The following is a 22,781-nucleotide window of genomic DNA, read 5'->3' as shown; positions in this document are numbered from 1 at the left end:
AGATGAATGCATTTACAACACAATTAAATGATCACATCGCAGAAGTTGTGATCAACAAGCCACCGGTTAACGCGTTAAATAGCGAAGAGTGGTATGGACTAGCCGACACCATCAATGAATTAGGTAGCAACCAAGACGTACGTGTGATTATCGTCCGCTCTGAAGGTCGTGGCTTCTGTGCCGGTGTTGACATTAAAGAGCTTGATGAATACCCAGAGCGCATTGTTGCCGTTAATGCGGGCAACTACGCGACGTTCAAAGCGATTCACCTAAGTCCCGTGCCGGTTATTGTTGCCGTGCATGGTTATGTATTAGGTGGTGGTATCGGTATGACCGGTGCGGCAGATATCGTTGTTGCATCAAAGTGTGCCAGCTTCGCCCTACCAGAAGTAGATCGCGGCGCCATGGGTGGTGGTGCGCATTTACAGCGTCTATTCCCAGTACAAAAAGTACGTTACATGTTTTTTACCGGTGAAGCGGTAAGCGCAGAAGACGCAGCACAATACGGCTTTATTGAGCAAGTGGTTGAAAAAGATCAACTTGCTGAAACGGCAAGAGAGATTGCCGCGAAAATTGCGGTTAAGAGTCCAGCTATGATCCGTATCGCTAAAGAAGCGTTAAACGGCATTGAAGATGGCGATCTTGAGAAGAAATACCGCTGGGAGCAAGGTTTTACGTTAGAAGCGTACACCAAGCCAGATTCTGCAGAAACACGTCGCGCGTTTGTTGAAAAACGTGATACCAAATTCTAAGGGGGCGTTATGGAACTGCAATTTACCGAACAACAGCAACAGTTTCGCCAAGAAGTACGAGCTTGGTTAGCGGAGAATAAGCCAAAGCAAAAGCTGGCTAGCTACGATACCAAAGAAGGTTTTGAGCAACACCGCGCTTGGGAAAAAGTGTTATTTGATGCCCGTTACTCAATGGTGACATGGCCGGAGCACTTAGGTGGTCGAGGTTGTGACTTAATTGAATGGCTTATTTTTGAAGAAGAGTATTACGCAGCGGATGCACCGATGCGTGTCAACCAAAATGGCCAGCTATTGCTTGGCCCAACCTTAATGGAATTTGGTACCGAAGCACAAAAACAGCGTTTCTTACCGAAAATGGCCGCATCTGAAGAGATGTGGGCGCAAGGTTGGTCGGAGCCAAATGCTGGCTCTGATATGGCAGCAATTCGTTCTAAAGCTGTTCGTGATGGTGAGGAGTATGTGATCAGCGGTCAAAAGACGTGGTCAACACGAGCGACCTTTGCTGACTGGACCTTTGGTTTATTCCGCTCTGATCCAGAATCAAGTCGTCACCATGGTTTGTCGTACATCATGGTGCCACTCGATGCACCAGGTGTGACCATTCGTCCGATCAAAGCCTTAAACGGTAAAGACGCCTTTGCGGAAATCTTTTTCGATGAAGTGCGTGTACCGGTTGAAAACCGCATTGGTGATGAAGGCCAAGGCTGGCGCGTGGCGATGGCAACCGCTGGTTTTGAACGTGGTTTATTATTACGCTCACCTGCGCGTTTCCAGCAACCCGCGAAGAAGTTGGTGCAGCTTTACAAGCAGTACCAGCAACAAGCGGATTTAGATCCAAGCATTCGCGCTGCGGTAATCGAGTGCTGGAACTTGGCACAAACCTATTCATTGTCAGCCTACAATACCGTCGGTCGTTTACAACGTGGTGAAAAAATTGGTGCCGAATCAAGTATCAACAAAGTGATTTGGTCTGAACTTGATTTACTTATTCACGAAACCGCAATGAAAATCCTAGCTGGTCAGGCCGAATTGCTACAAACCGCACCAAGTGCGTACAGCGATCACGACTGGTTAGAAGGCTTTTTATTTGCACAAGCGGGCCCAATTTACGCGGGCACCAACGAAATTCAGCGCAATATCATCGCTGAACGCTTATTAAATTTACCACGATAAGGAGGCACTCATGGATTTCACTTTTACAGAAGATGAATTGGCATTACGTGAGGCCATCAGTCGTTTCTTAATGACCGAAGCGGCACCCGAAGTTCTTAGAGAAATTTGGCAACAAGACAGCGGTCGCTCACCGCAATTGCGTCAGGCAATGGCAGAGCAAGGCTTAACAGCATTATCGATTGCTGAAGAGTTTGGTGGCTTAGGCATGGGCGACTTAGTATGGTCGTTAATGAGCCAAGAAATGGGCTATTACGCCATCCCAGATTCGATGATGGGTACCGCGTATATTGCGACGGGTATTATTTCAGCGCTACCTGATCGCGAGCCACGTAAAGCACAGTGGTTAGAGCAAATCGCCTGTGGTGAATTGCGCGTTGCTGTATCGCATCCAGCTAATACCTTAGTTGCTGATGCCAAAAACGCCGATCTTATTCTGCACTTTGGCGATGATGGCTTATACGCCTTAACGGCCGATGAGGTGGAACTAACCCTAAACCCAAGCATCGATAGCTCACGTCGTTTATATCAGTTAACTGTTAAAAACGCCGAAGCGCCGTTATTGTTAGCTAAAGAAGACGCCCAAGCATTAGCCCAAAAAGCTGTGGTACAAGGTACCTTAGCTAATGCGGGACAAATGCTAGGTTTGGCGCAACGCATGCTGGATTTAAGTATTGATTATGTCAATCAACGCAAGCAGTTTGGTAAGCTTATTGGTAGCTTCCAAGCGTTAAAGCATAAGCTAGCGGATGTCGCGAGCAAAATTGAAATTGCCAAACCGGCGTTATACCGCGCGGCGTACAGTATGGAAAACAATCATGAACTAGCCGCAGTACATGCATCACAAGCGGTGTTGTTATGTCGCCCTGCGGCTATGCTGGCAGCAAAACACGGCATTCAAGCACATGGCGCCATGGGTTACACCTGGGAAGTGGACTTACAAATGTTTATGAAGCGCTGTTATGCCTTGCAAGCAAGCTGGGGTACAGACGGTTATCATCAAGGTGTAGTTTTCGAGCATTTAATGGCAGATACCGTAGAACTTGGCCCAACAGCAACATTTGGTGAGGTGTAATCATGGCTCAAGCATATATTGTTGATGCGGTTCGAAGCCCTACGGGTAAGCGTAAAGGCAGCTTAGCCGATGTTCATGCCATTGATTTAGGTGGCTACATTCTAAAAGCCTTGGTAGAGCGTAATAACATTCCTGCCGATGAGTACGATGATGTGATTTTCGGTTGTGTTGATACCATCGGCTCACAAGCTGGCGATATCGCCCGTACCAGCTGGTTAGGCGCAGGCCTTCCAGATAACGTACCGGGTACCACCGTTGATCGTCAGTGTGGTTCGTCACAGCAGGCGTTGCATTTTGCAGCGCAAGCGGTGATGAGCGGTACTCAAGACGTTATTGCGGTGGGTGGTGTACAAACCATGACGCAAATCCCAATTTCATCGGCGATGTTAGCGGGTCAACCGCTTGGCTTTACCACGCCATTTGCGCAAAGTGAAGGCTGGCAAAAACGCTATCCGAACCAGCCGGTTGATCAGTTTTATGCAGCGCAACGCATTGCCGATCATTGGGGCTTTAGCCGTGCAGATATGGAACGTTTTGCTGGTCGCAGTCATGACCGTGCCATTCAAGCCATTGCTGATGGTAAGTTTGAGCGTGAGATCATTGCTCATGAGAAGTTGGCGATTGATGAAACCCCGCGTCAACCAAACTACACAAAAATGGCCGAACTAGAGCCTGTATTTGCTAAGTACCCAAGCATTACCGCGGCGGTATCTAGCCAAGTATGTGATGCCTCAGCAGCCATGTTAGTGGTATCAGAAGCGGCGTTAAAGCGATATAACTTAACGCCACGTGCGCGCATTCATCACATGAGTGTGTTGGGTGATGATCCAATTTGGCACTTGCGTGCGCCAATCCCAGCAACCCGTCATGCCTTGAAAAAAGCACAAATGACCATTCAAGACTTAGCGGTTGCGGAAGTTAATGAAGCGTTTGCCTCGGTTGTTATGGCATGGCAGCAAGAGCTTGATATGGATCCGGCGTTGGTTAACCCAACCGGTGGTGCCATTGCGCTTGGTCACCCATTAGGTGCGAGTGGTGTGCGTTTAATGACGCGCATGTTGCATCAATTAGAAGACACCAATGGCCGATTTGGCTTACAAACAATGTGTGAAGGTGGCGGTCAAGCCAATGTCACCATCATTGAACGATTAGGTTAATAGGATAGGAGTTGTTATGTCGTTATTAACAGGAAGAGTGGCAATTATCACCGGCGCAGGCGGCGGTTTAGGCGCAGCGCACGCAAAAGTATTTGCTGAGCACGGTTGTGCGGTTGTGGTAAATGACGTCAATTTAAACGCGGCGTTAGCAGTGGTCGAAGAAATCACTGCCAAAGGTGGTAAAGCGGTAGTTAACACTACAGACATTACCGATTACGCAGCAAGTAAAGGTATTGTTGAGCAAGCAATCAGTGAGTTTGGTGGCATTGATATCGTATTGAATAACGCCGGTATTAACCGCGACAAAATGTTTGCGTCAATGACCGAAGCCGACTGGGATGCAATTATGCAGGTGCATTTAAAAGGGCATTTTTGCATTACCTCACACGCGGTACAGTACTGGCGCGATAAAGCCAAAGCTGGCGAGAAAGTTGATGCGCGTATCATCAACACCACCTCAGGCGCCGGTTTGCAAGGCTCGATTGGTCAGTCAAACTACGCGGCGGCTAAAGCAGGCATCGCTGCGCTTACTTTAAACCAAGCAGCTGAGCTTGCTCGTTACGGTGTAACGGCTAATGCGGTTGCACCAGCGGCGCGTACCGGTATGACCATGGCGGTTGAGTCAATGGCACAGCAAATGGCGAAACCAGAAGACGACAGCTTTGATTACTGGGCACCAGAGAACGTGTCGGTACTATTAGCCTATCTTGCCAGTGACAAAGCAAGCCACGTAACCGGTAAAGTGTTTGAGTCAGAAGGCGGTCGCATTTGTATCGCTGATGGTTGGCGCACCACCAAGGGCGTAAGCCAAGACGCTCAGTGGGACCCCAATGCGCTAGCACCAGTGATTGATGAGCTGATTGAAAGCGCTTTACCAGCACAAAAAGTGTGGGGCAGTTAATCGCCCATAGACGCTAACAAGCGCCAACGCTAAATTGAAAAGCCGTTGCTGACTATACATGTTAGCAACGGCTTTTTTACGTGTAAAAGTTAACTATGCTTGATTCTATATTTGCAGTTTGCTGGTAATGTAAACACAATGCTTTAGCGGTACATGGCTTAAAGAGCGACATAAGTGGCTAGTGTTAAGCTCACGGAGGTGGTACAGATGAAAAAAATCGTTGTTGGTATGTTATTGGTTGCAGGTATTTACCTGTCGTCTCAATCTGTTGATATAACAAAGTTAGATTCGACAGTAACTGCCCCAGCGTCAAATCTCGATCAAACTAAATATGAGCGAGCGCTTAGCCGAGCATTCGAAACACAGCAAAGTGACATTCAAGTTCAAGGTTCTGGTATTGTGATCAAAGTGTTAGCTGATGATAATGACGGCTCTCGGCACCAGCGGTTTATTTTACGCTTGCCATCGGGGCAAACTGTGTTGGTGGCTCATAATATTGACCTTGCGCCTAGAATAGACACTCTTGCTAAAGGGGATACGGTAGAATTTTTTGGTGAATACGAATGGAATAATAAAGGTGGAGTCATTCATTGGACACATCACGATCCAAAAGGTCGGCATATCGGTGGTTGGTTGAAACATAACGGCAAAACGTATCAGTAGTTTAAAATATGGTATTTGAAATAGTAGCTGATGTATTCACAGGTATTTTGCGATTGTTGTTTCGCATTGTCAGCGAAGTCTTGTTGGAATTTTTACTCAAAGGTACCGGTTACTTAATATGTCGACCATTTTCTAAAAACATAGATCCAGATGGCTATAAAGTTGTGCTTGTTGGATTAGTTTTCTGGACGTTGGTGTATATAATTGCCATTAATGTGTTCAACTATGTGCAAGTCGATAAGGTTTAGACGCTGGTGGCAGTTTTAATTACCAAACTAAAACCTGTAATAACGGATGAGATTTTATGTTATCGAGTTTACTCTTCGCGGTGTGGTAATTTCAGGGTTATGCTCGTTTATTGGTGAGTAAATTACTAATTTGGGTTATCTTATGTTGTTATTAATCTAAGGGAGTATTAGGCGATATTAGGTCAACTGGCTCAAATCATAATGTAATGGATCAGAACGTTTATGTAATGTTCATATTCGCGACGGAATACAAATAAAGCGTATTTTATCATCGTCAAAGCGCATCCTAAGTGCGTGATGTTGTTCTTTGAATATCTCGATAATGGCGAGCCATGCTGGTGGCTGACTAGCCAAGTAAAGCGTATACGCTAGCAGTTAGTTAAAATTTTATCTTTACTAAAAACTCCCGGCACACACTCGATACCTGTAACTTTTCTTATAAGTCCATTTCTTTTCAGGCGTTTTTATTGTCCCTGCAAGGCATCAATCCCGATGAAGCCGCGTCGCTTATTGCCATGAAACGCTTGTTAGATACTGACGGTGTTACTATTGCTCATTAGGCAAATTGGCTTACCGTGAACTTCCCACTCTTGTAGAAAACCTATGCAAAATTTGCACAAGTCTTGTGCTGCGCTGCTGGTTTTTCTAAATCCACGGCTCTTTATAATACTCGTCATTCGCAACAGCGAACAAAATTTACAAATGAGAGTGTTGAGTATGACGACCAAATATGACAATGCAGTACGAGATGACCAAGCCCTGATTGACGGCCTTAAATCCATTAACCCAGTATGGGGCGACTTTACGGTTCGCGTTGCAGGCGAGGCATGGGGTATGCCACTTATCGATCAGAAAATCAAAGCGTTTATCACGATTGCTATCGATCAATTGGCGCTTAATGTGACGGGTGAGGGGAACCCATTTGCGGCTCACATTGATATGGCGCTTAAGCAAGGTGCAACGTATCAAGAACTTGAAGAGTTAATCGTTTTTACATCGGTATACACAGGTTTTAATAAAGGGGCAACCACCATGGCTGCGCTAAACAAAATTCGTCACGAGCGAGGAGACAGCTAATGGCTATTCCAGGACTTAAAAAACCAGACCATATCGGCTTCACTGTTCCAAATCTGCAGCAAGCTGTGAGTTTCTTCCGTGATCATTTTGACTTTGAACTGGCTTATGAGTTCGGCCCATTCGCAGCAGAAGACAGCTGGATGGCAGATCACTTAAACGTGAATCCTCGTGCACAGATCACAAAAATTGCGGTGATGAACGCGAGAGGGATAAACCTAGAAATTTTTGAATATGCCGATACCGTAGAGCGTAATAAAATAGCGCCTAATAATGCCGACATTGGTGGCCACCATCTTGCATTTTACGTTGAGGATATGGGGGACGCCGTTGCTTACCTTAAACAACAAGGTATTAAAGTTCTGGGCGAGCCAACGACCATGACCGAAGGACCAACCGAAGGTGAATCTTGGGTTTATTTTATGGCGCCTTGGGGGATGCAACTAGAGCTTGTGTCATATCCTAATGGCAAAGCATATGCCCGTCAGTCTTCGGTTGAATTGTTTGACCCGCGATGAACGTGATTTTTATTGCTTTAATTGTGGTTGCCGGTATGGGCCTGTCTTTCGAGGCAGGCCTTTTAGGACCGTTAGGTGAGAAAGTTGGTCATTTATGGGCAACGCTCAGTATCTTTGTTGTTGGCACGGCATTGCTTTGGCTGATTCGCCATTTTACCGGCAAAGGGAAGTTTACGGCTTGGCAATCTATTCCTAAATGGCAATTAATCGGCGGCATACTCGGCCCCCTTTATGTGGTAGTACTTACACTCGCTACACCCATTTTAGGCGTTGCGATGAGCATGATTTGTATTCTATTTGGACAAATAACCACGAGCTTTGCAATCGACTACTTCGGTTGGTTTGCCATGCCTAAGCAAAATACCAATCCATTGCGCTTGCTTGGTTTAGCGCTTATTTTTCTTGCGCTTTGTTTCTCCTATTTAGGGACATTGTCATGACATTAGTTATGCTCCTGGCGATAGTAGCTGGAATGGCGCTTAGCGCTCAAGCGGCAATAAATGGCCAGCTAGGCGCAAAAGTCGGCGTCGTTGAAAGCTCTCTTTTGACATTCAGTATGGGCACCGTCATTACTGGCTTACTGGTATTTTTCTTTGAGCCAAGTTATGAGCAAACGCTGTTAACGGTTCCCAAGTGGCAACTAGCCGGCGCGTTATTTGGTATTGTTTATATGATGGTGATGGTTGCGGCAGTACCCAAGGTTGGTGTTGCCATCGCAACGGTAGCAACCATTCTCGGTCAGATGGTAATGAGCTTAGTCATTGATACCCAAGGCTGGCTTGGCAATACCCCGCTCGAGCTAAATTATTGGCGTGTCGCGGCCATGGTTTGTATTGCTTGTGCGTTGCTTTGTATCTATTTAGCAAGTCGGCAAACATTAGCAAAGCCCGAAGCAACACAAACAGCAAGCTCAAAGTAAAACGAATACTTAGCGAAATGCATTTGCAAAATTCAGGCAAACCATTTATCGGCTTGCCTTTTTTATGTTTTCAACCTAAGACTAATGCTAATAAGGGGAGGCGTATCGATTTGTACCGGACGTATGTCACAGATAAACGTGCCCTGTTCAGCTGAGGAGCAAGATTGTGAATTACGATGTGTCGTTATTGGAAATAAAACTGTTTTTGATGACGATCCAGTTTGCCAGTTTTTCTGAAGTGGCGCGTCGCCAAGATATGACGCCATCGTCGGTATCCCGCAAAATGGCGCAGCTCGAAGAGAAAGTGGGCACTAAGCTTTTGCATCGTCACACGCGTTCTATTTCATTGACCGAAGAAGGCGTTGCATTCAGTAAACATTGCACAGAAATCATCAATCAATATGAGCGTGTAGTTGAGCGTATTGAGCAGCGTGCAGACACGCCGCGTGGTACAGTAACCATCAGTGCTCCTGTTGCTTTTGGCCGACTTCACATAGCACCTTACCTACCTGAATTATTAGAGCGTTACCCACTCCTTAAGGTTGAAATCCAACAGACTGATACGTTTGTCGATCCTGCTGCTGAAGCCATTGATTTGCTGATCCGCATAGGTGTACCACAAGATTCGTCGTTACGGATGAAGCGTTTTGCTAAGCAACGCTATGTGATGGCGGCAAGTCCAAGTTATCTGAGATCTTATGGAGTACCCGTTACCCCTGACGAACTAAAACCACATAACTGTTTAGTGTTTAAGGGCACTAAAGGTTTACAGCGCTGGTTTATTGGCAAGGATAGGTTAGAGCCGTATGAGGTTGCAGGTTCACTCTACAGTAATAATGCCGATACCCTAGTGGCGAGTGCCATACTTGGCAGTGGCATCGTGCTTTTTCCCACTTGGTTGATTGGCGAAGAGTTAAAAAGCGGTAAATTAGTTGCGCTGATGGAAGATTATCTTGTATCGACAAGTTTAGAGGATCAATTGATCACTGCACTTTATTTAGAGACCGAAAATCTTGCGGCAAAAGTGCGAGTCGTGATTGATTTTCTTGCTGAAAAGTTCAGTAGCACAAGCGATAGTAACGTATGCTACTGGGATGAAGTTTAGGCTCGGGTTGTAAGTTTAGGCTTTGAAACGGTCTACGAGTTTGTTTAACCAAGGAAGAAATACAAAGACCGCACAGGCCACTATGACCGCATCTACGAGGAATACGCCTACGGCGTCGCTCGCTTGAACGCTCAGCATATCAAGCAAAGGTTGCATCAGTTTAGGAACAATAAGCGTCAACGGAAAAATAACCGCCAGAACCTGACAAAATTCTCTCATGGGATTCATAAAAAAGCCGAAATAAAGTAATAAAAATAAACAATAGATAAATTTTATCGTGTTATTACAGGCAGATTAATCAGCGCTTGTAACTATCAGTTATGCAGGTTTTGCAAAGGTTATAACTGGGGCTTTTATTTGATGATTATACAGTAGTGATTTTTAGAGGCAGGTAGTAAGTCGATTACATTCGCCACGGTGATACAGGACAATGATCGATATTCGCATATAAAAAAGCCACTTCCAGTCATTATATAACGTTCAGTGGCTTTGTTTGCGATTAGCTTGCGACGAGCACGTGCTAATTAACGTATTGAAAACTTATCGGTTAACGGCTTTGGCCGAAGACGGGTTTAGTCTTTGGTGATTTGTGCGTCCATCATTGCCGCAAAGTTTTCGTTGTACGGTGGCAGTAGGCCGTAGTCACCTCGAAAATCGTAGTCTGGTGCTTCAAATACGGTACGCTTGTGTGAGAACTCCCAGAAACCGTCTTCACCGTGGTAATGACCCATACCTGAATTACCTACACCGCCAAACGGCGCATCATGCAGTGCAGCGTGTACTAACGCATCGTTAACGGTGACACCACCTGAGGTGGTATTTAATAATACGTATTGTTTTTCTGTTTCATCGTGGCCGTAGTAGTAAAGCGCTAACGGTTTGGCTTGTTGCTGTAACGTCGTCACTACCTGTTCAATGGATTGGTAGGTATTAACAATAACCATTGGCCCAAAAATTTCTTCCTGAGCAACACGCGTATCCAGTGGTGGATTCACGGCTAAGGTCATCGGCATGCGGTTATCATTAAACTCAGTAACATCGTGAGAGTAATAAAGCTCAACCGATTTGTCGTTAAGCTCAGCAATGTAACCTTGAATTCTTGCTACGTTGGCTTCATTGATCACTGGCACCACATCGACGTTACCGGTAATGGTTGGATACAGTGCTTGGTAAGTTGCCATAAAGGCATCGATGAATTCTTGTTTTGCCGACTCAGGTACATATACCGTGTCAGGGTTAACACAAATTTGACCGCTGTTGGTGCCTTTAGCGATGGCTAAACGACGCGCTGCTTCTTTAATGTCGGCGCTTTGGCTAACGATGGCTGGTGATTTACCACCTAACTCTAAAGTTACTGGTACTAAGTTTTGCGCCGCTGAAGCCATGATTTTTTTACCGGTTGCTACGCCACCGGTGAATACTAAGTGATCCCACGCTTGACTAGTAAAATCACGGCTTACTTGTGAGTCACCTGTAACAACATCAACAATATCGGTGTTTAAGTGCTTTTTCGCTGCTTTTGCTAAGGCTTCGGCGGTACGTGGCGTGGCAACCGATACTTTTAATAGCGCGCGGTTCCCCGCACCTAATACACAGGCGAGTGGGCTCAGTACGGTAAACAGCGGGTAGTTCCAGGTGCCGAGAATACCAATCACGCCCTTAGGTTGCGCCATGGCATAGGCTTTTGCGCCCATTTGATCGTATGGGGCGATCATTTCTTTTTCTCGTGGCTCAACCCATTTATGTAAGTTATCGCGAGTGTACTTAAGTGACGCCAAGCAGCCTAAGATATCGGTCATGGTTGAAAATGCTTTGTGGCGACCTTGAAAGTCGGCCTCAATGGCATCAACCAAATTTTGCTTTTCTTCAACAAGCATATCAATAACTTGTTGAATACGTTGTTTACGCTCGGCAACACTGACCACAAGATCAGCACGGGTTAGCGCTTTTAATTCTGTCACTCGTTTTGTAAGAGGGGTTACCGGTTTATCTTGATTGTAATGAGTGTCCATGCGTTTTCTCTTTTCTTTATTATTATCATTGGCACCAAGTCATGAGCGCATAAATAAGCATCTCGATGAGTTAGGTCACTAAGTAGGTCACATAAGAGTGTCTCTAACTTGAGTTACGGTGCGGCTCTAGCCTACCGATATTACCCCCTTGCTGTCTACTTTCCTCGTCCTTTTGGACCATGAAAATCCCCGTTAGTCCATTTGAACGATGAGAATTCACCCTCACGAACGACAATGATTCTATATCTAAAAGGAGTATATTATGGCGGCAAACAGCTTTGATACCCGCGCATTTCGTAATGCCTTAGGCAGCTTTGCAACGGGTGTTACCATCATTACCACAAAGGCTGGCGATGGTCAGTTAGTGGGTCTAACAGCAAACAGTTTTAATTCCGTATCACTTGAGCCACCGTTGGTGTTATGGAGCTTAGCAAAAACCGCGGCGAGCGTGCCGGTTTTTAACGACGCTGAGCATTGGAACGTACACATTTTATCGGTTGAGCAAGAGCCATTGTCGAACAAGTTTGCATCAAAAGGTGCCGATAAGTTTGCTGACGTGGAGCTTGAACACGGTATTACCGATGCGCCATTGTTGGCTGGTTGTACCGCACGTTTGCAATGTCGTAATGCGTTTCAATACGATGGTGGTGATCACATTATCTTTGTTGGTGAAGTACTGGCTTTTGATACAACCGACAGTGCGCCGTTGGCGTTCGTTGGCGGCCAGTATGCGCTAACAGCGCGCAAGCCATATGAAGGTGTTGCGTTGTCATCGTCAACCGTTGAAGAGCTTTCAAGTGCGGCCTATAACGAAAACTTATTGGGGTATTTGTTAGGTCGCAGTCACTTTCAGTTACTACACGGCTTAAAAGATCGCGCAGGTGAAAAACAATTGAGCGATCTTGAGTTTTATGTGTTGTCGGTATTGGGTGTACAAAGCGAGCTTACGCTAGCAGAGCTTAATGAATACTTACGTTACACCGATATCGAGCTGAGCATGGACGATTTAGGCAACTTGTTTGCACGGCAGTTAATTGCCTTAGGTGAAGACGGCGCGTTAATCCAACTAACACATGATGGTCGTCAAGAGTCTATTTCGCATATCGCCACAGCCAAAGGTTTAGAAGAGTCAATTAAAGAAACGCTAGGCGAAGGTGAGTTACAAGCGCTTAAGTTGCTACTTAAAAAGGTTATTAAACTGACAGATCCGGGCGTACCCGATTTGTGGGATGTAGCTAAGGCAGTAAACCAATGAACATCACCAACCAGTCATTAGACAACAAGGTCGCGATAGTTACCGGTGCGGGTCAAGGCATCGGTAAGGCAATTGCAAAAGCATTTGCTTCCCTGGGGTGTCATGTGGTGTGCACGGCACGCACGTTAGCCGACATTGAAGCGACATGTGATGAGATCAACCGTGAATTTGCTGGTAGTCAAGTCGATAACGCCACTGGTCACTTAGCCGTGCCATTTCAGGCGGATGTGTGTCATGCAGATGATCGCCAAGCGTTGGTAAATTTTACCTTAGCAAAATTTAATCGCATTACCCATTTGGTTAATACCGTCGGTGGTGGCGGTCCATGCCCATTTACAAAAATTGATACCAACACGTTAAGCAATATCTTTGATTTAAACGTGACCACAGCGGCACACCTTATTCAGCTATGCCAAGTTCACATGATCAACAGCGGTGGTGGTAATGTCATTAACATCAGCTCTGCTGCGGCAAAGCTTGTTCAACAAAACTTCTCAGCTTATGCGGCAGTTAAGGCAGCATTAGATCACTTTACCCGCAATATCGCCCAAGAGTTGGCCCCAGAAGTTCGGGTAAATGCCATTTCGCCAGGCCCAATTGCAACCAAAGCGTTGATGGATGTAGCACCAGAAGCTATGTTAGAACAAATGGCTGAAAGAACCCCAATGCAGCGTATAGGTAATGTTGAAGACATTGCCAATGCTGCATGCTTTTTTGCCACTGATGCTTCGTCATGGATCACCGGCCAAATTTTGGCGGTAGACGGTGGCGCCGAACAACCTATTTTTAACTAAAAGAATCGTTATGAAGCAAAGCACACACCAAGTTTTAGCCGATGAGCTATACCAAGCGCTACAACATAGCCAACCATTATCACCCATTAGCGAACGTCATCCTGAGTTAACCATTGATGACGCATACCAGATCTCGTTGGCGTTTTTACAACATCGCAACGACAAAGGCGAACGCGTCATTGGTAAAAAAATTGGCGTAACCAGTAAAGCTGTACAAGACATGCTGAATGTTCACCAACCGGATTTTGGATTTTTAACCGATGCCATGGTGGTCACTGATGGTGACAGTGTCAGCTTGTCAGAAATGGGGCTTATTCAGCCACGCGCCGAAGGTGAAATTGCCTTTTGTTTAGCACATGACCTAAACGGTCCGGGCATTAGCAAAGAAGACGTATTAGCGGCAACGGAATGGGTAGCACCGTGTTATGAAATTGTCGACTCGCGCATTAACGATTGGAAAATCAACATTGTTGATACCGTTGCTGACAATGCTTCGTGTGGCATTTTTGTTATTGGTAAGCAACGTATCACACCAAACGATATCGATTTGGCCGCTGTGCAGATGAAAATGCACAAAAACGCGGAGCTGATTGCCACTGGTCGTGGTGATGCGGTACAGGGTCATCCAGCCCAAGCGGTGGCATGGCTTGCCAATACGCTTGGTGAATACGGGATCACGCTAAACCGCGGCGACATTATTCTCAGCGGTGCACTTGCGCCACTGATACCAGTAACCAGTGGTGATAAATTTACCATGACCATTGAAGAGTTAGGGGATTGCAGCATTAATTTTGTTGCGTAACAAGTAGGTATTAACATGACACAAAAAATTAAATGCGCCTTAATTGGCTCGGGCAACATCGGTACCGACTTAATGTACAAGCTGCTGCGCAGTGAGGTATTAGAACCAAGTTGGATGGTGGGTATTGACCCTGAATCAGATGGCTTAAAACGCGCTAAAGACAAAGGCCTTAATGTTACCGCTGATGGTGTTGACGGTTTAATTGCCAACACTAAGCCAGGTGACATTCAAATCGCGTTTGATGCCACCTCGGCATACGTACATGAAGAGAATTCAGCGAAATTAAACGCGCACGGTATTTTCGTTATCGATTTAACACCCGCGGCGATTGGTCCATTCTGTGTACCACCAGTGAACTTACAAAAGCAAAACATGACCGAGTTGAAAAACTTAAACATGGTAACCTGTGGCGGGCAAGCAACCATTCCTATGGTCGCGGCTGTATCACGCGTGCAAGAGGTAAGTTACGGCGAGATCGTGGCAACCGTGTCATCGCGTTCAGTCGGTCCGGGTACACGTCAAAATATCGATGAATTTACCCGTACAACCGCAGGAGCTGTAGAGTCTGTAGGCGGTGCTGATAAAGGTAAAGCAATAATCATCATCAACCCAGCTGAGCCACCGCTGATTATGCGAGACACCATTCACTGTTTAACCAAAGATACGCCGGATCAAGACGCTATCACGCGCTCGATATTAGACATGGTGGAAGAGGTGCAGCGTTATGTACCAGGCTACAAATTGAAAAACGGCCCAGTATTTGACGGCAATAAAGTGTCGGTATTTATGGAAGTGGAAGGCTTAGGTGACTACTTACCAAAATATGCCGGTAACTTAGACATTATGACCGCCGCAGCAACACGTACGGCAGAAATGTACGGCGAAATGCTCCAACAAGGCATGGTTTCAACCGCACTTAACGTTGCCAACTAAGGAATTAATCATGGATATTACAAATAAAAAAGTGATCCTGCACGACATGTCATTACGTGATGGCATGCATGCGCGTCGTCATCAAATTTCAGTTGAGCAGATGGTTGCGGTGGCAACAGGCTTAGATGACGCGAATGTACCGCTCATTGAAGTTACCCACGGTGATGGTTTAGGCGGCGCATCATTAAACTACGGTTTCCCTGCGCACACCGATGAAGAATATTTATCAGCGGTTATTCCTCAACTGAAACAAGCGAAAGTATCGGCGTTGTTGTTACCGGGTATCGGTACCGTTGATCACTTGCACATGGCAAAAGATTTGGGTGTGAACACCATTCGTGTGGCAACCCACTGTACGGAAGCGGATGTATCAGTACAACACATTAACGCGTCAGCCAAACTTGGTTTAGATACAGTGGGCTTTTTAATGATGGCCCACATGGTGACACCAGAGCAATTACTAGAGCAAGCAAAATTAATGGAATCTTACGGTGCAAACTGTATTTATTGTACCGATTCTGCGGGTTACATGCTGCCTGATGACGTAACATCACGCATTGCTTTATTACGTAGTGAGCTATCAAAAGACACTGAAATTGGTTTTCACGGTCACCATAACTTAGGCATGAGTATCGCTAACTCATTAGCGGCGGTTAATGCCGGTGCTAATCGTATTGACGGCTCTGCCGCAGGCCTAGGCGCTGGCGCGGGTAACACACCGTTAGAAGTATTTGTTGCGGTATTAGAGCGCATGGGCGCAAACCATGGTGTTGACTTATACAAGATCATGGATGTCGCTGAAGATTTAGTGACGCCGATGATGGATCAGCCAATTCGTGTTGACCGTGATGCCTTAACACTAGGCTATGCCGGCGTGTACTCATCGTTCTTGTTATTTGCGCAACGCGCTGAGAAGGAGTATGGTGTGTCAGCACGTGATATCTTAGTCGAGTTAGGTCGTATGAAAACCGTTGGTGGTCAAGAAGATATGATTGACGATACGGCAATGACCATGGCTAAGGCGAGACAAGGAAAATAATAATGAAAACAACAGTGATTACAGGTGCAGCATCAGGTATTGGTGCGGCCGTTAAGAAACAATTAGAACAACAAGGTCATCAAGTGATCAGTGTTGATCGCCAAGAAGCGGATGTGGTTGCAGATTTAAGCACCGAAGCGGGTCGCAAGTTAGCGGTTGAGCAAGTATTAGCTAAAGCTGAGCGTATCGACGGTTTAGTGTGCTGTGCAGGCGTTGGTGTTACTGCACCACGTTATGACATCATCACCGAAGTAAATTTCTTTGGGGCAGTGGCGTTAATCGACGGCTTAAAAGAGCGTTTAGCCCAAAGCGATAAGCCAGCGGTTACCGTGATTGGCTCGTTTGCAGCCAGCCAGCAATTAGCCGCGCCAGATGCGTTGAGCTTAGCACTGCTTGAGCAAGACCGTGAGCGTATTGCCACCTTACTTGAAACCGACACCCAAGGGCCACACATTGCTTATTCGGCGTCAAAATACGCACTTACCGCGTATTGCCGCCAACAAGCGGTTGCTTTTGGCAAACTTGGCGTGCGTTTAAATGTGATTGCACCAGGAGCGGTGTCAACGCCATTACACCAAGCATCATTAGAAGATCCGGTATTTGGCAGCGCGGTGAAAAACTTTGTCGCACCATTGGGGGCGCATACCGAGCCTGAACAAATCGCCAACGCGGTGACATTCTTACAGTCTGAGCATGCGCAGTTTGTGCATGGTAGTGTATTGTTTGTCGATGGCGGTATGGACGCCATGATCCGTCCTAAATCATTCTAATTAGGGTAATAAGTCATGGAAGCAAACGAGATCGAATCTGAGGTGTTGTTATTGGACTTTCCGGTTGAAGGTGTTGCCCAGCTAACACTGAATCGACCACATGCCACTAACGCACTCAGTTTGACTTTACAAAATGCCTTATCAAAGCAGTTTACAGAGCTTGGCAACCGTGACGATGTGCGTTGTATTATCTTAACCGGCGGTGAAGAAGTATTTGCCGCCGGTGGTGATATTCACTCGATGGTGGAAGCCACCGCGATAGATATCTACAAACGTCACACCGAACGTCTTTGGGCGCCTATTCAACAGTGCCCTAAGCCGGTGATTGCGGCCGTTAATGGTTATGCGTTTGGTGGTGGCTGTGAGCTGGCCATGTTGGCTGATATCATCGTTGCCGGTCGCTCAGCAAGCTTTTGCCAGCCAGAGATCCGTATCGGTATTATGCCGGGTATTGGTGGTACACAGCGTTTAGTCAGAGCGGTAGGTAAAGCCAAGGCCATGCATATGGCGTTAACGGGTAAGCCTATAACGGCTGAAGAGGCCTGGGTTGCAGGACTTGTTAGCGAGTTATGTGATGATGAGGATACCTTAGCGCATGCGTTGAAGTTGGCCAAAGGTATTGCTCATATGCCACCGCTTGCGGCAGAGCAAATCAAAGAAGTGATTTTACACGGCTTAGACGCCTCGCTTGAGAGCGCTATGGCGTTAGAGCGTCGTGCTAATGCGTTATTATTTGCCACCCAGGATAAAACCGAGGGTATGATGGCATTTATCGAAAAACGGCATCCAAAATTTACTGGTAAGTAATTCGTCGAAAAGACGGCAAGATTATCGGTTGTCAAATTAGGTAACGGTACTATGTAATTATGGCACCGTTACCATCTCCCAACCTAAATTCAGGTATTTGCGCTTGTGATCAGCGTTGGCTATTAGGCCTCGTGATAACCTAGTGCCGCAACAGAATTCAAGAAGATTCTCACCAACTCAGTTTGTCGTCTAACGCCAGTTTTTGAGAAAATCGAACGCAAATGCGCACGTGCTGTGTTACGTCTAACACCCAAAGCCTCTGCTGCTTCTTCTAACGATAAACCATTGGCTAATTGCATCGATAAAGCAGTTTCTGCAGGCGTTAAGTCAAACAATTTTTTGGCAATATCTGCACTGGTGTGGGCTTTACTCACCGAATCACGGATGTAAATGACCGCCGTAGGTTCGCCAGAGCCGACAGCCCATGATGTTGCCGGTATAGGTTCGATCACCACACCAAGTTTGACTTCGCTGGAGGTGCGGGTAATTGACATCGCTTCCGGTAAGCCTGCAGATTGTTGTGAAATAGAGTCGGCAAAGGCTTGCTTGATCAATTCACGTAAACGCTTATTGTCGCTAGGGTAGGTGGCTTCTAAAGAGCCGCCTACTATTTTTAAACCGTCCTTGCGGTCTAATATTTCTTGCGCATAGACGTTTTTATCGAGGATCTTACCATTGCGGTCAATCAACAAAGTTGCTGTCGACATTCGGCCGATGGCCTGCGAATACATGACACCAAGCGAGTAATTGCGGTCAATTTGGTTGTGAATACTCAGTGCACGGCGCAGGTGTGGGATCAACTGATAGGCAAGAGCTTTGTCTTGCTCATTAAAATCTTCAGTGCCCGGTGGTCGGGTGACTCGAAACCCTAAACGACCGTTGTTCTCAGTGGCGATATCTACCGACATGACGTGATAGACATCATCAGGTACCCAGTGTTGGAAGTAATTACTGTTTTCCCATTCGTCTGCGGACATGATGTCACTGACGGTATAGATTTTATCGGGTTGTTTGTCTTTAAACGGAGTTAAGGTGTGTTGATATTGTTGATATTTTACGAAACCATCACCATCGTCGTTGCCACCAACAAAGACCATTAGGCCTAAATCGTCATTATCATCAAACGGTTGCGGTGCCTTTAATATGAGCGTCACATAGTTCGCTTGTAGCGCGTGACGGATGTTATTAAGTGGCTCGCCCCATGAGCACTCATCAATTGCAGCATCATACAGCAACCCAATGATATCGTCGTATTCTTCGATACGTAGGTTAATTCCTGCCATTTTTGTTTTCCAGATTGTCATTATAATTATGATGTCTCGCGACAGGGTAACAATAAGGTAAATGGCAGGTTAATTCAATTAGGTAAAGCGAAGTTTTACCTGTTTACTGGTCGGAACAGCTTGGCAGCTGAGTGTTAACTTCTGCTCGAGGTCTCGTTCTGACAGGACTTCGTTCTCTAATAAGTCAACGTTACCTTCTTTAATTTCGCACATGCAAGAGGCACACATACCTACTTCACAGGAAAAAGGTAGCTCAATGCCTTGACGACGTGCCGCATTTAATACGGTTTCTCCATCCGTACAAGAAATCGTGTGCTGATTACCATACAAATCAATATCAACGATAATGTCGCTTTCATTCTCGTTAGTGCTTATTGATGGTTCAACCGCTTTGGGCGCAGATGACAACGAAATAAAGCGTTCAATATGAATATCATCTTTGTTGACGCCAGCATTGTGTAAGGCTGTTTCAACGGCATCCATATAAGGACCTGGGCCACATACGTAAGCTGCGGCTTGTTGATAGTCAAAACACAGCGCTTGCAGCAAGCCAACCGACGGTACACCTTGCAGTGCGTCAAGTAGGTGAATCACTTCAAGGCGCTCAGGGTGACGTTGACGTAGGGCATTTAACTCGTGATTAAAGATAATGCTATCGACATCGCGATTGGCATACACCAAACGCACCTTACCGCTACCTTGTACTAACGCGGTTTTAAGAATCGAAAATACTGGGGTAATACCGCTACCACCGGCAAATAACAGTAAATCTTTGCTCCAATCTTTTACCGTGAAAACACCGGCAGGGCGCATCACTTCAAGCTGGCTGCCAACCGCAAGGTTGTCACATAACCAATTAGAGGCACGACCATCGACAACACGTTTCACTGCAATTTGCAGCTGCTTATCAACGACAGGAGAGCTGCACATTGAATAGCAGCGTAATAACTCGCCTTCATGATGAGGCACTTTGAGGGTAAGGAATTGCCCTGCTTGGTACTGAAAATCTTGTTGCATAGATTCAGGTACTGCAAAGGTAAAACTGCAGGCGTCGGCACTTTCGTGCCGAACTCCTATAACCTCTAACGACTGATAAATGCCACTAGACATACCAACTCCTTAAACGAACGGATCTTGGTTTGGTAAGCCTAGCATCACCGCACCGTGTGCGCGTAGGTAGGCATCGGCGTTGTTGGCAATATGGCCACGTGCTTGCGTTAAGTCACGGAAAAAACGCTCGATAGGGTTGTCTTTATACATACCTGAAGCAGCACAAGCACGTAGAATTTCATTAACCTTTTCGGCACACGACTTGGCAACATAGGCTGATTGTGCGCGTTGGAACAGGCGCTCTTCCACATGCATTTGCTGATCAAGGGCAGCACTTTGTACTACTTGCTCGTAGTTGCGGTATAGGACAAGCTTTAATTGGTCGGTTAACATCATCGCTTCACTCACCGCCATTTGTGCATTTGGATCTTGCGCAGTTGCGCTACCGTGAGCACCAACGTGACTTGCCGCGTATTCTCTAAACGTGTTGACCGCACCATCTAACGCACCGATACAAGCTGAAGAGACCGCACGTTGGAATACTTGAGCAAATGGGATTTTGTACAACCAGTTATCGTTTAATTCACGCCCAGGACACGCTGCATCGCTGTGATCGTTGGTGGCGTTGGTACGATGCTCTGGAACAAACACGTTGTCGACGATGATATCATGACTACCGGTACCACGTAGGCCCAATACGTCCCAGTTTTCTTTAACGGTATAGTCGCCTTTAGGCAATAAGAAGGTGACGTGTTGCAATTCATCTGAACCTTCTTTTTTTGGCAATAAACCACCTAAGAAAATCCACTGACAATGTTCAACGCCTGTTGAAAAGCGCCAGTGACCTGAAAAACGATAACCGCCATCAACTTTTTCAGCTTTACCAACTGGCATGTAAGTTGAAGCAATTAAGGTCGCAGGATCGTCTTTCCATACGTCTTGCTGCGCTTGCTCTGGAAATAGCGATAATTGCCAGTAATGTACACCAACAACGCCGTAAATCCATGCGGTAGACATACACGCTTTGGCAAGTTCCATTTGACAACGATAGAAAACGCGCGGGTCCATTTCATAACCGCCCCAGCGCTTGGGCTGTAAAATACGGAACAATCCGGCATCTGAGATAGCCTGAATGACTTCAGGACATACGCCGCCGTTGTCATCGGCAAAGCGTGCTTTTTCTTTTAATAATGGCGCTAACGCCTTAGCTTTGTTAATCAATTCATGTGCTTCAGCAGACATGTACTCATTTGATATATGATCAAATATTGCTGGATTTGGTAACGTACCCATGCTGGCTTCCTCTTTAAGTAAAGTATGCCTAATTCTCCGCCATTTATTGTGGTTATCATCGTCAATTCGGACTAGCCCTTTTTTGTTGAGTGTTTGCTCTAGCGCATATGGACGATGTCGCTGCGTGGTAAGTTCTAGATAGTGCGTTAAGGAATTGTAACAACACATACTAGAGGTATTTTATGCGGTTATTGTATGGTCTACTCATCTGTACAGCAGTAGCACTGGCCGGGATTTATTCATTCTCCCCTCGACACGTCCAGCCACTTGATTCATACACCTTACCTGTAAACACTATGCGTCTTAACGATATTACCAAAAGTAGCGCCGGTATCGTCGTTATTGGCGAGTTAGGTCATATACTGTATTCAAATGACGGCGGTCAACAATGGCAACAAGCAAATGTGGATAAGCCACGTTTTGCAATGTTAACCGAAGTGTTATTTATCACGCCCGACGTCGGTGTAGCCGTTGGTCATCAAGGCTGGATACTGCGTACAGAAGATGGTGGCAAAAACTGGCAAGAGGTGCATTTTGATGCCGAGCGTTACGATCCATTGTTAACGTTATCATTGGATAATGATGGTACGCTTACAGCCGTTGGTGCGTTTGGTATGTTTGCCCAATCACAAGATCAAGGTCACAACTGGTCATTTATTTCTGCACCAGAAAACACCGATTGGCATCTAAATGCGCTGATTAATACAGGCGAAATTGGCAAGCAGCTGCTTATTGGTGAACAAGGTGTTGCCTTCTTAAAAGAGGCACAAGGCAATTGGTCATCAATAGACCCATTCTACAACGGTTCACTATATGGTGGTCTTAATCTTAGTGACGATACATTTTTAGTCTACGGTATGCGCGGCAATGCCTTTATCAGCGATGACAATGGTCAAAACTGGCGCACCATAGAAAATCAAATTCCTGTTTCACTATTTGCTCATCACGTACTGCCGTCTGGCCACATTTTACTTGCAGGGCAGGGTGGAACCATTTTCTTAAGTTCAGCACATGGCGAAAAGTTGCAACCGATTCACGGTGGCAAGCGTTGGAGTATCACTGGCATGTTGCCGCTTGGCTCAAACGAGTTTTTATTAGCAACCAATGAAGGCGTAAAACGCGTGTCGTTAACGCAAGCCTTGGCTCACATTACGGGGTAAG

Annotated in this window: 25 protein-coding genes; 20 read left to right on the top strand and 5 right to left on the bottom strand. The window is 46.0% G+C overall.

Features of this window, described 5'->3' with window-relative positions:
* Window positions 1-2: 2 nt before the first annotated feature.
* The 12 genes from ACAX20_RS08980 to ACAX20_RS08925 all read left to right on the top strand — a co-directional run bounded on the left by ACAX20_RS08980 (window position 3) and on the right by ACAX20_RS08925 (window position 9,582).
* Window positions 3-752 carry an enoyl-CoA hydratase family protein gene (locus ACAX20_RS08980; RefSeq protein WP_371185573.1) on the top strand — a complete coding sequence of 250 codons (750 nt, stop codon included), beginning with the start codon at window positions 3-5 and terminating at the stop codon, window positions 750-752.
* A 9-nt stretch (window positions 753-761) separates the two neighbouring features.
* Complete coding sequence (locus ACAX20_RS08975) at window positions 762-1,925, top strand: acyl-CoA dehydrogenase family protein (RefSeq protein ID WP_371185571.1); 1,164 nt, start codon at window positions 762-764, stop codon at window positions 1,923-1,925.
* Between the two features lie 10 nt (window positions 1,926-1,935).
* The gene (locus ACAX20_RS08970; RefSeq protein ID WP_371185569.1) at window positions 1,936-2,997 is read left to right on the top strand and encodes an acyl-CoA dehydrogenase family protein; all 1,062 of its coding nucleotides are present in this window, start codon (window positions 1,936-1,938) and stop codon (window positions 2,995-2,997) included.
* A gap of 2 nt (window positions 2,998-2,999) precedes the next feature.
* A complete protein-coding gene (locus ACAX20_RS08965; RefSeq protein WP_371185567.1) occupies window positions 3,000-4,154 on the top strand; it encodes an acetyl-CoA C-acetyltransferase in 1,155 nt (384 codons plus the stop codon).
* 16 nt (window positions 4,155-4,170) lie between these two features.
* Window positions 4,171-5,055 (top strand): SDR family oxidoreductase, encoded by an 885-nt coding sequence (locus tag ACAX20_RS08960; RefSeq protein ID WP_371185565.1) that lies wholly within the window; start codon window positions 4,171-4,173, stop codon window positions 5,053-5,055.
* Between the two features lie 207 nt (window positions 5,056-5,262).
* Complete coding sequence (locus ACAX20_RS08955) at window positions 5,263-5,718, top strand: DUF3465 domain-containing protein (protein WP_371185563.1); 456 nt, start codon at window positions 5,263-5,265, stop codon at window positions 5,716-5,718.
* A gap of 8 nt (window positions 5,719-5,726) precedes the next feature.
* On the top strand, window positions 5,727-5,966 hold the full coding sequence (locus ACAX20_RS08950; protein WP_371185562.1) for a hypothetical protein: 240 nt from the start codon (window positions 5,727-5,729) through the stop codon (window positions 5,964-5,966).
* 717 nt (window positions 5,967-6,683) lie between these two features.
* On the top strand, window positions 6,684-7,043 hold the full coding sequence (locus ACAX20_RS08945) for a carboxymuconolactone decarboxylase family protein (protein ID WP_371185560.1): 360 nt from the start codon (window positions 6,684-6,686) through the stop codon (window positions 7,041-7,043).
* The gene (locus ACAX20_RS08940) at window positions 7,043-7,558 is read left to right on the top strand and encodes a VOC family protein (protein WP_371185558.1); all 516 of its coding nucleotides are present in this window, start codon (window positions 7,043-7,045) and stop codon (window positions 7,556-7,558) included. Before ACAX20_RS08945 ends, ACAX20_RS08940 begins: the two co-directional genes overlap by 1 nt.
* Window positions 7,555-7,998, top strand: coding sequence for a DMT family transporter (locus tag ACAX20_RS08935; protein ID WP_371185556.1), 444 nt, complete (start codon window positions 7,555-7,557; stop codon window positions 7,996-7,998). The genes ACAX20_RS08940 and ACAX20_RS08935 overlap by 4 nt, the downstream gene beginning before the upstream one ends.
* A complete protein-coding gene (locus ACAX20_RS08930; RefSeq protein WP_371185555.1) occupies window positions 7,995-8,477 on the top strand; it encodes a DMT family transporter in 483 nt (160 codons plus the stop codon). The genes ACAX20_RS08935 and ACAX20_RS08930 overlap by 4 nt, the downstream gene beginning before the upstream one ends.
* Before the next feature lie 166 nt (window positions 8,478-8,643).
* Window positions 8,644-9,582, top strand: a complete 939-nt coding sequence (locus ACAX20_RS08925) for a LysR family transcriptional regulator (RefSeq protein WP_371185554.1) — start codon at window positions 8,644-8,646, stop codon at window positions 9,580-9,582.
* Between the two features lie 15 nt (window positions 9,583-9,597).
* Here ACAX20_RS08925 and ACAX20_RS08920 read toward each other — a convergent pair whose 3' ends face one another.
* Window positions 9,598-9,801 carry a hypothetical protein gene (locus ACAX20_RS08920; RefSeq protein ID WP_371185553.1) on the bottom strand — a complete coding sequence of 68 codons (204 nt, stop codon included), beginning with the start codon at window positions 9,799-9,801 and terminating at the stop codon, window positions 9,598-9,600.
* Between the two features lie 353 nt (window positions 9,802-10,154).
* On the bottom strand, window positions 10,155-11,594 hold the full coding sequence (locus ACAX20_RS08915) for an aldehyde dehydrogenase family protein (RefSeq protein WP_371185551.1): 1,440 nt from the start codon (window positions 11,592-11,594) through the stop codon (window positions 10,155-10,157).
* Window positions 11,595-11,856: 262 nt separating this feature from the next.
* Between ACAX20_RS08915 and ACAX20_RS08910 the strand changes: the two genes are divergently transcribed.
* Genes ACAX20_RS08910 through ACAX20_RS08880 form a run of 7 tightly spaced genes read left to right on the top strand, consistent with a single transcriptional unit; the run spans window position 11,857 to window position 17,994 of the window.
* On the top strand, window positions 11,857-12,849 hold the full coding sequence (locus ACAX20_RS08910) for a flavin reductase family protein (RefSeq protein WP_371185549.1): 993 nt from the start codon (window positions 11,857-11,859) through the stop codon (window positions 12,847-12,849).
* Complete coding sequence (locus ACAX20_RS08905; protein ID WP_371185548.1) at window positions 12,846-13,643, top strand: SDR family NAD(P)-dependent oxidoreductase; 798 nt, start codon at window positions 12,846-12,848, stop codon at window positions 13,641-13,643. Before ACAX20_RS08910 ends, ACAX20_RS08905 begins: the two co-directional genes overlap by 4 nt.
* 10 nt (window positions 13,644-13,653) lie before the next feature.
* Window positions 13,654-14,445, top strand: a complete 792-nt coding sequence (locus ACAX20_RS08900; RefSeq protein WP_371185546.1) for a fumarylacetoacetate hydrolase family protein — start codon at window positions 13,654-13,656, stop codon at window positions 14,443-14,445.
* Window positions 14,446-14,460: 15 nt separating this feature from the next.
* On the top strand, window positions 14,461-15,378 hold the full coding sequence (locus ACAX20_RS08895) for an acetaldehyde dehydrogenase (acetylating) (RefSeq protein ID WP_371185544.1): 918 nt from the start codon (window positions 14,461-14,463) through the stop codon (window positions 15,376-15,378).
* A gap of 10 nt (window positions 15,379-15,388) precedes the next feature.
* Window positions 15,389-16,417 carry a 4-hydroxy-2-oxovalerate aldolase gene (dmpG, locus tag ACAX20_RS08890; RefSeq protein WP_371185543.1) on the top strand — a complete coding sequence of 343 codons (1,029 nt, stop codon included), beginning with the start codon at window positions 15,389-15,391 and terminating at the stop codon, window positions 16,415-16,417.
* Window positions 16,418-16,419: 2 nt separating this feature from the next.
* Window positions 16,420-17,187 (top strand): SDR family oxidoreductase, encoded by a 768-nt coding sequence (locus tag ACAX20_RS08885; protein WP_371185542.1) that lies wholly within the window; start codon window positions 16,420-16,422, stop codon window positions 17,185-17,187.
* Window positions 17,188-17,202: 15 nt separating this feature from the next.
* Window positions 17,203-17,994 (top strand): enoyl-CoA hydratase, encoded by a 792-nt coding sequence (locus ACAX20_RS08880; protein WP_371185541.1) that lies wholly within the window; start codon window positions 17,203-17,205, stop codon window positions 17,992-17,994.
* A 122-nt stretch (window positions 17,995-18,116) separates the two neighbouring features.
* Here ACAX20_RS08880 and ACAX20_RS08875 read toward each other — a convergent pair whose 3' ends face one another.
* The 3 genes from ACAX20_RS08875 to ACAX20_RS08865 form a co-directional block, all read right to left on the bottom strand.
* Complete coding sequence (locus tag ACAX20_RS08875) at window positions 18,117-19,277, bottom strand: helix-turn-helix transcriptional regulator (protein ID WP_371185540.1); 1,161 nt, start codon at window positions 19,275-19,277, stop codon at window positions 18,117-18,119.
* Between the two features lie 78 nt (window positions 19,278-19,355).
* Window positions 19,356-20,387: a 2Fe-2S iron-sulfur cluster-binding protein gene (locus ACAX20_RS08870; RefSeq protein ID WP_371185538.1), complete on the bottom strand. Its 1,032-nt coding sequence runs from the start codon at window positions 20,385-20,387 to the stop codon at window positions 19,356-19,358.
* Between the two features lie 9 nt (window positions 20,388-20,396).
* A complete protein-coding gene (locus ACAX20_RS08865; protein WP_371185536.1) occupies window positions 20,397-21,620 on the bottom strand; it encodes an acyl-CoA dehydrogenase family protein in 1,224 nt (407 codons plus the stop codon).
* A 182-nt stretch (window positions 21,621-21,802) separates the two neighbouring features.
* Here ACAX20_RS08865 and ACAX20_RS08860 point away from each other — a divergent pair, with 182 nt between their 5' ends.
* Window positions 21,803-22,780: a WD40/YVTN/BNR-like repeat-containing protein gene (locus ACAX20_RS08860; protein ID WP_371185534.1), complete on the top strand. Its 978-nt coding sequence runs from the start codon at window positions 21,803-21,805 to the stop codon at window positions 22,778-22,780.
* The last annotated feature ends 1 nt before the right edge of the window (window position 22,781 follow it).

Origin of the sequence: Thalassotalea sp. Sam97, assembly GCF_041379765.1 — a bacterium.
Taxonomy (GTDB): domain Bacteria; phylum Pseudomonadota; class Gammaproteobacteria; order Enterobacterales; family Alteromonadaceae; genus Thalassotalea_A; species Thalassotalea_A maritima.
This window is presented reverse-complemented; position numbering and strand designations above follow the sequence as displayed.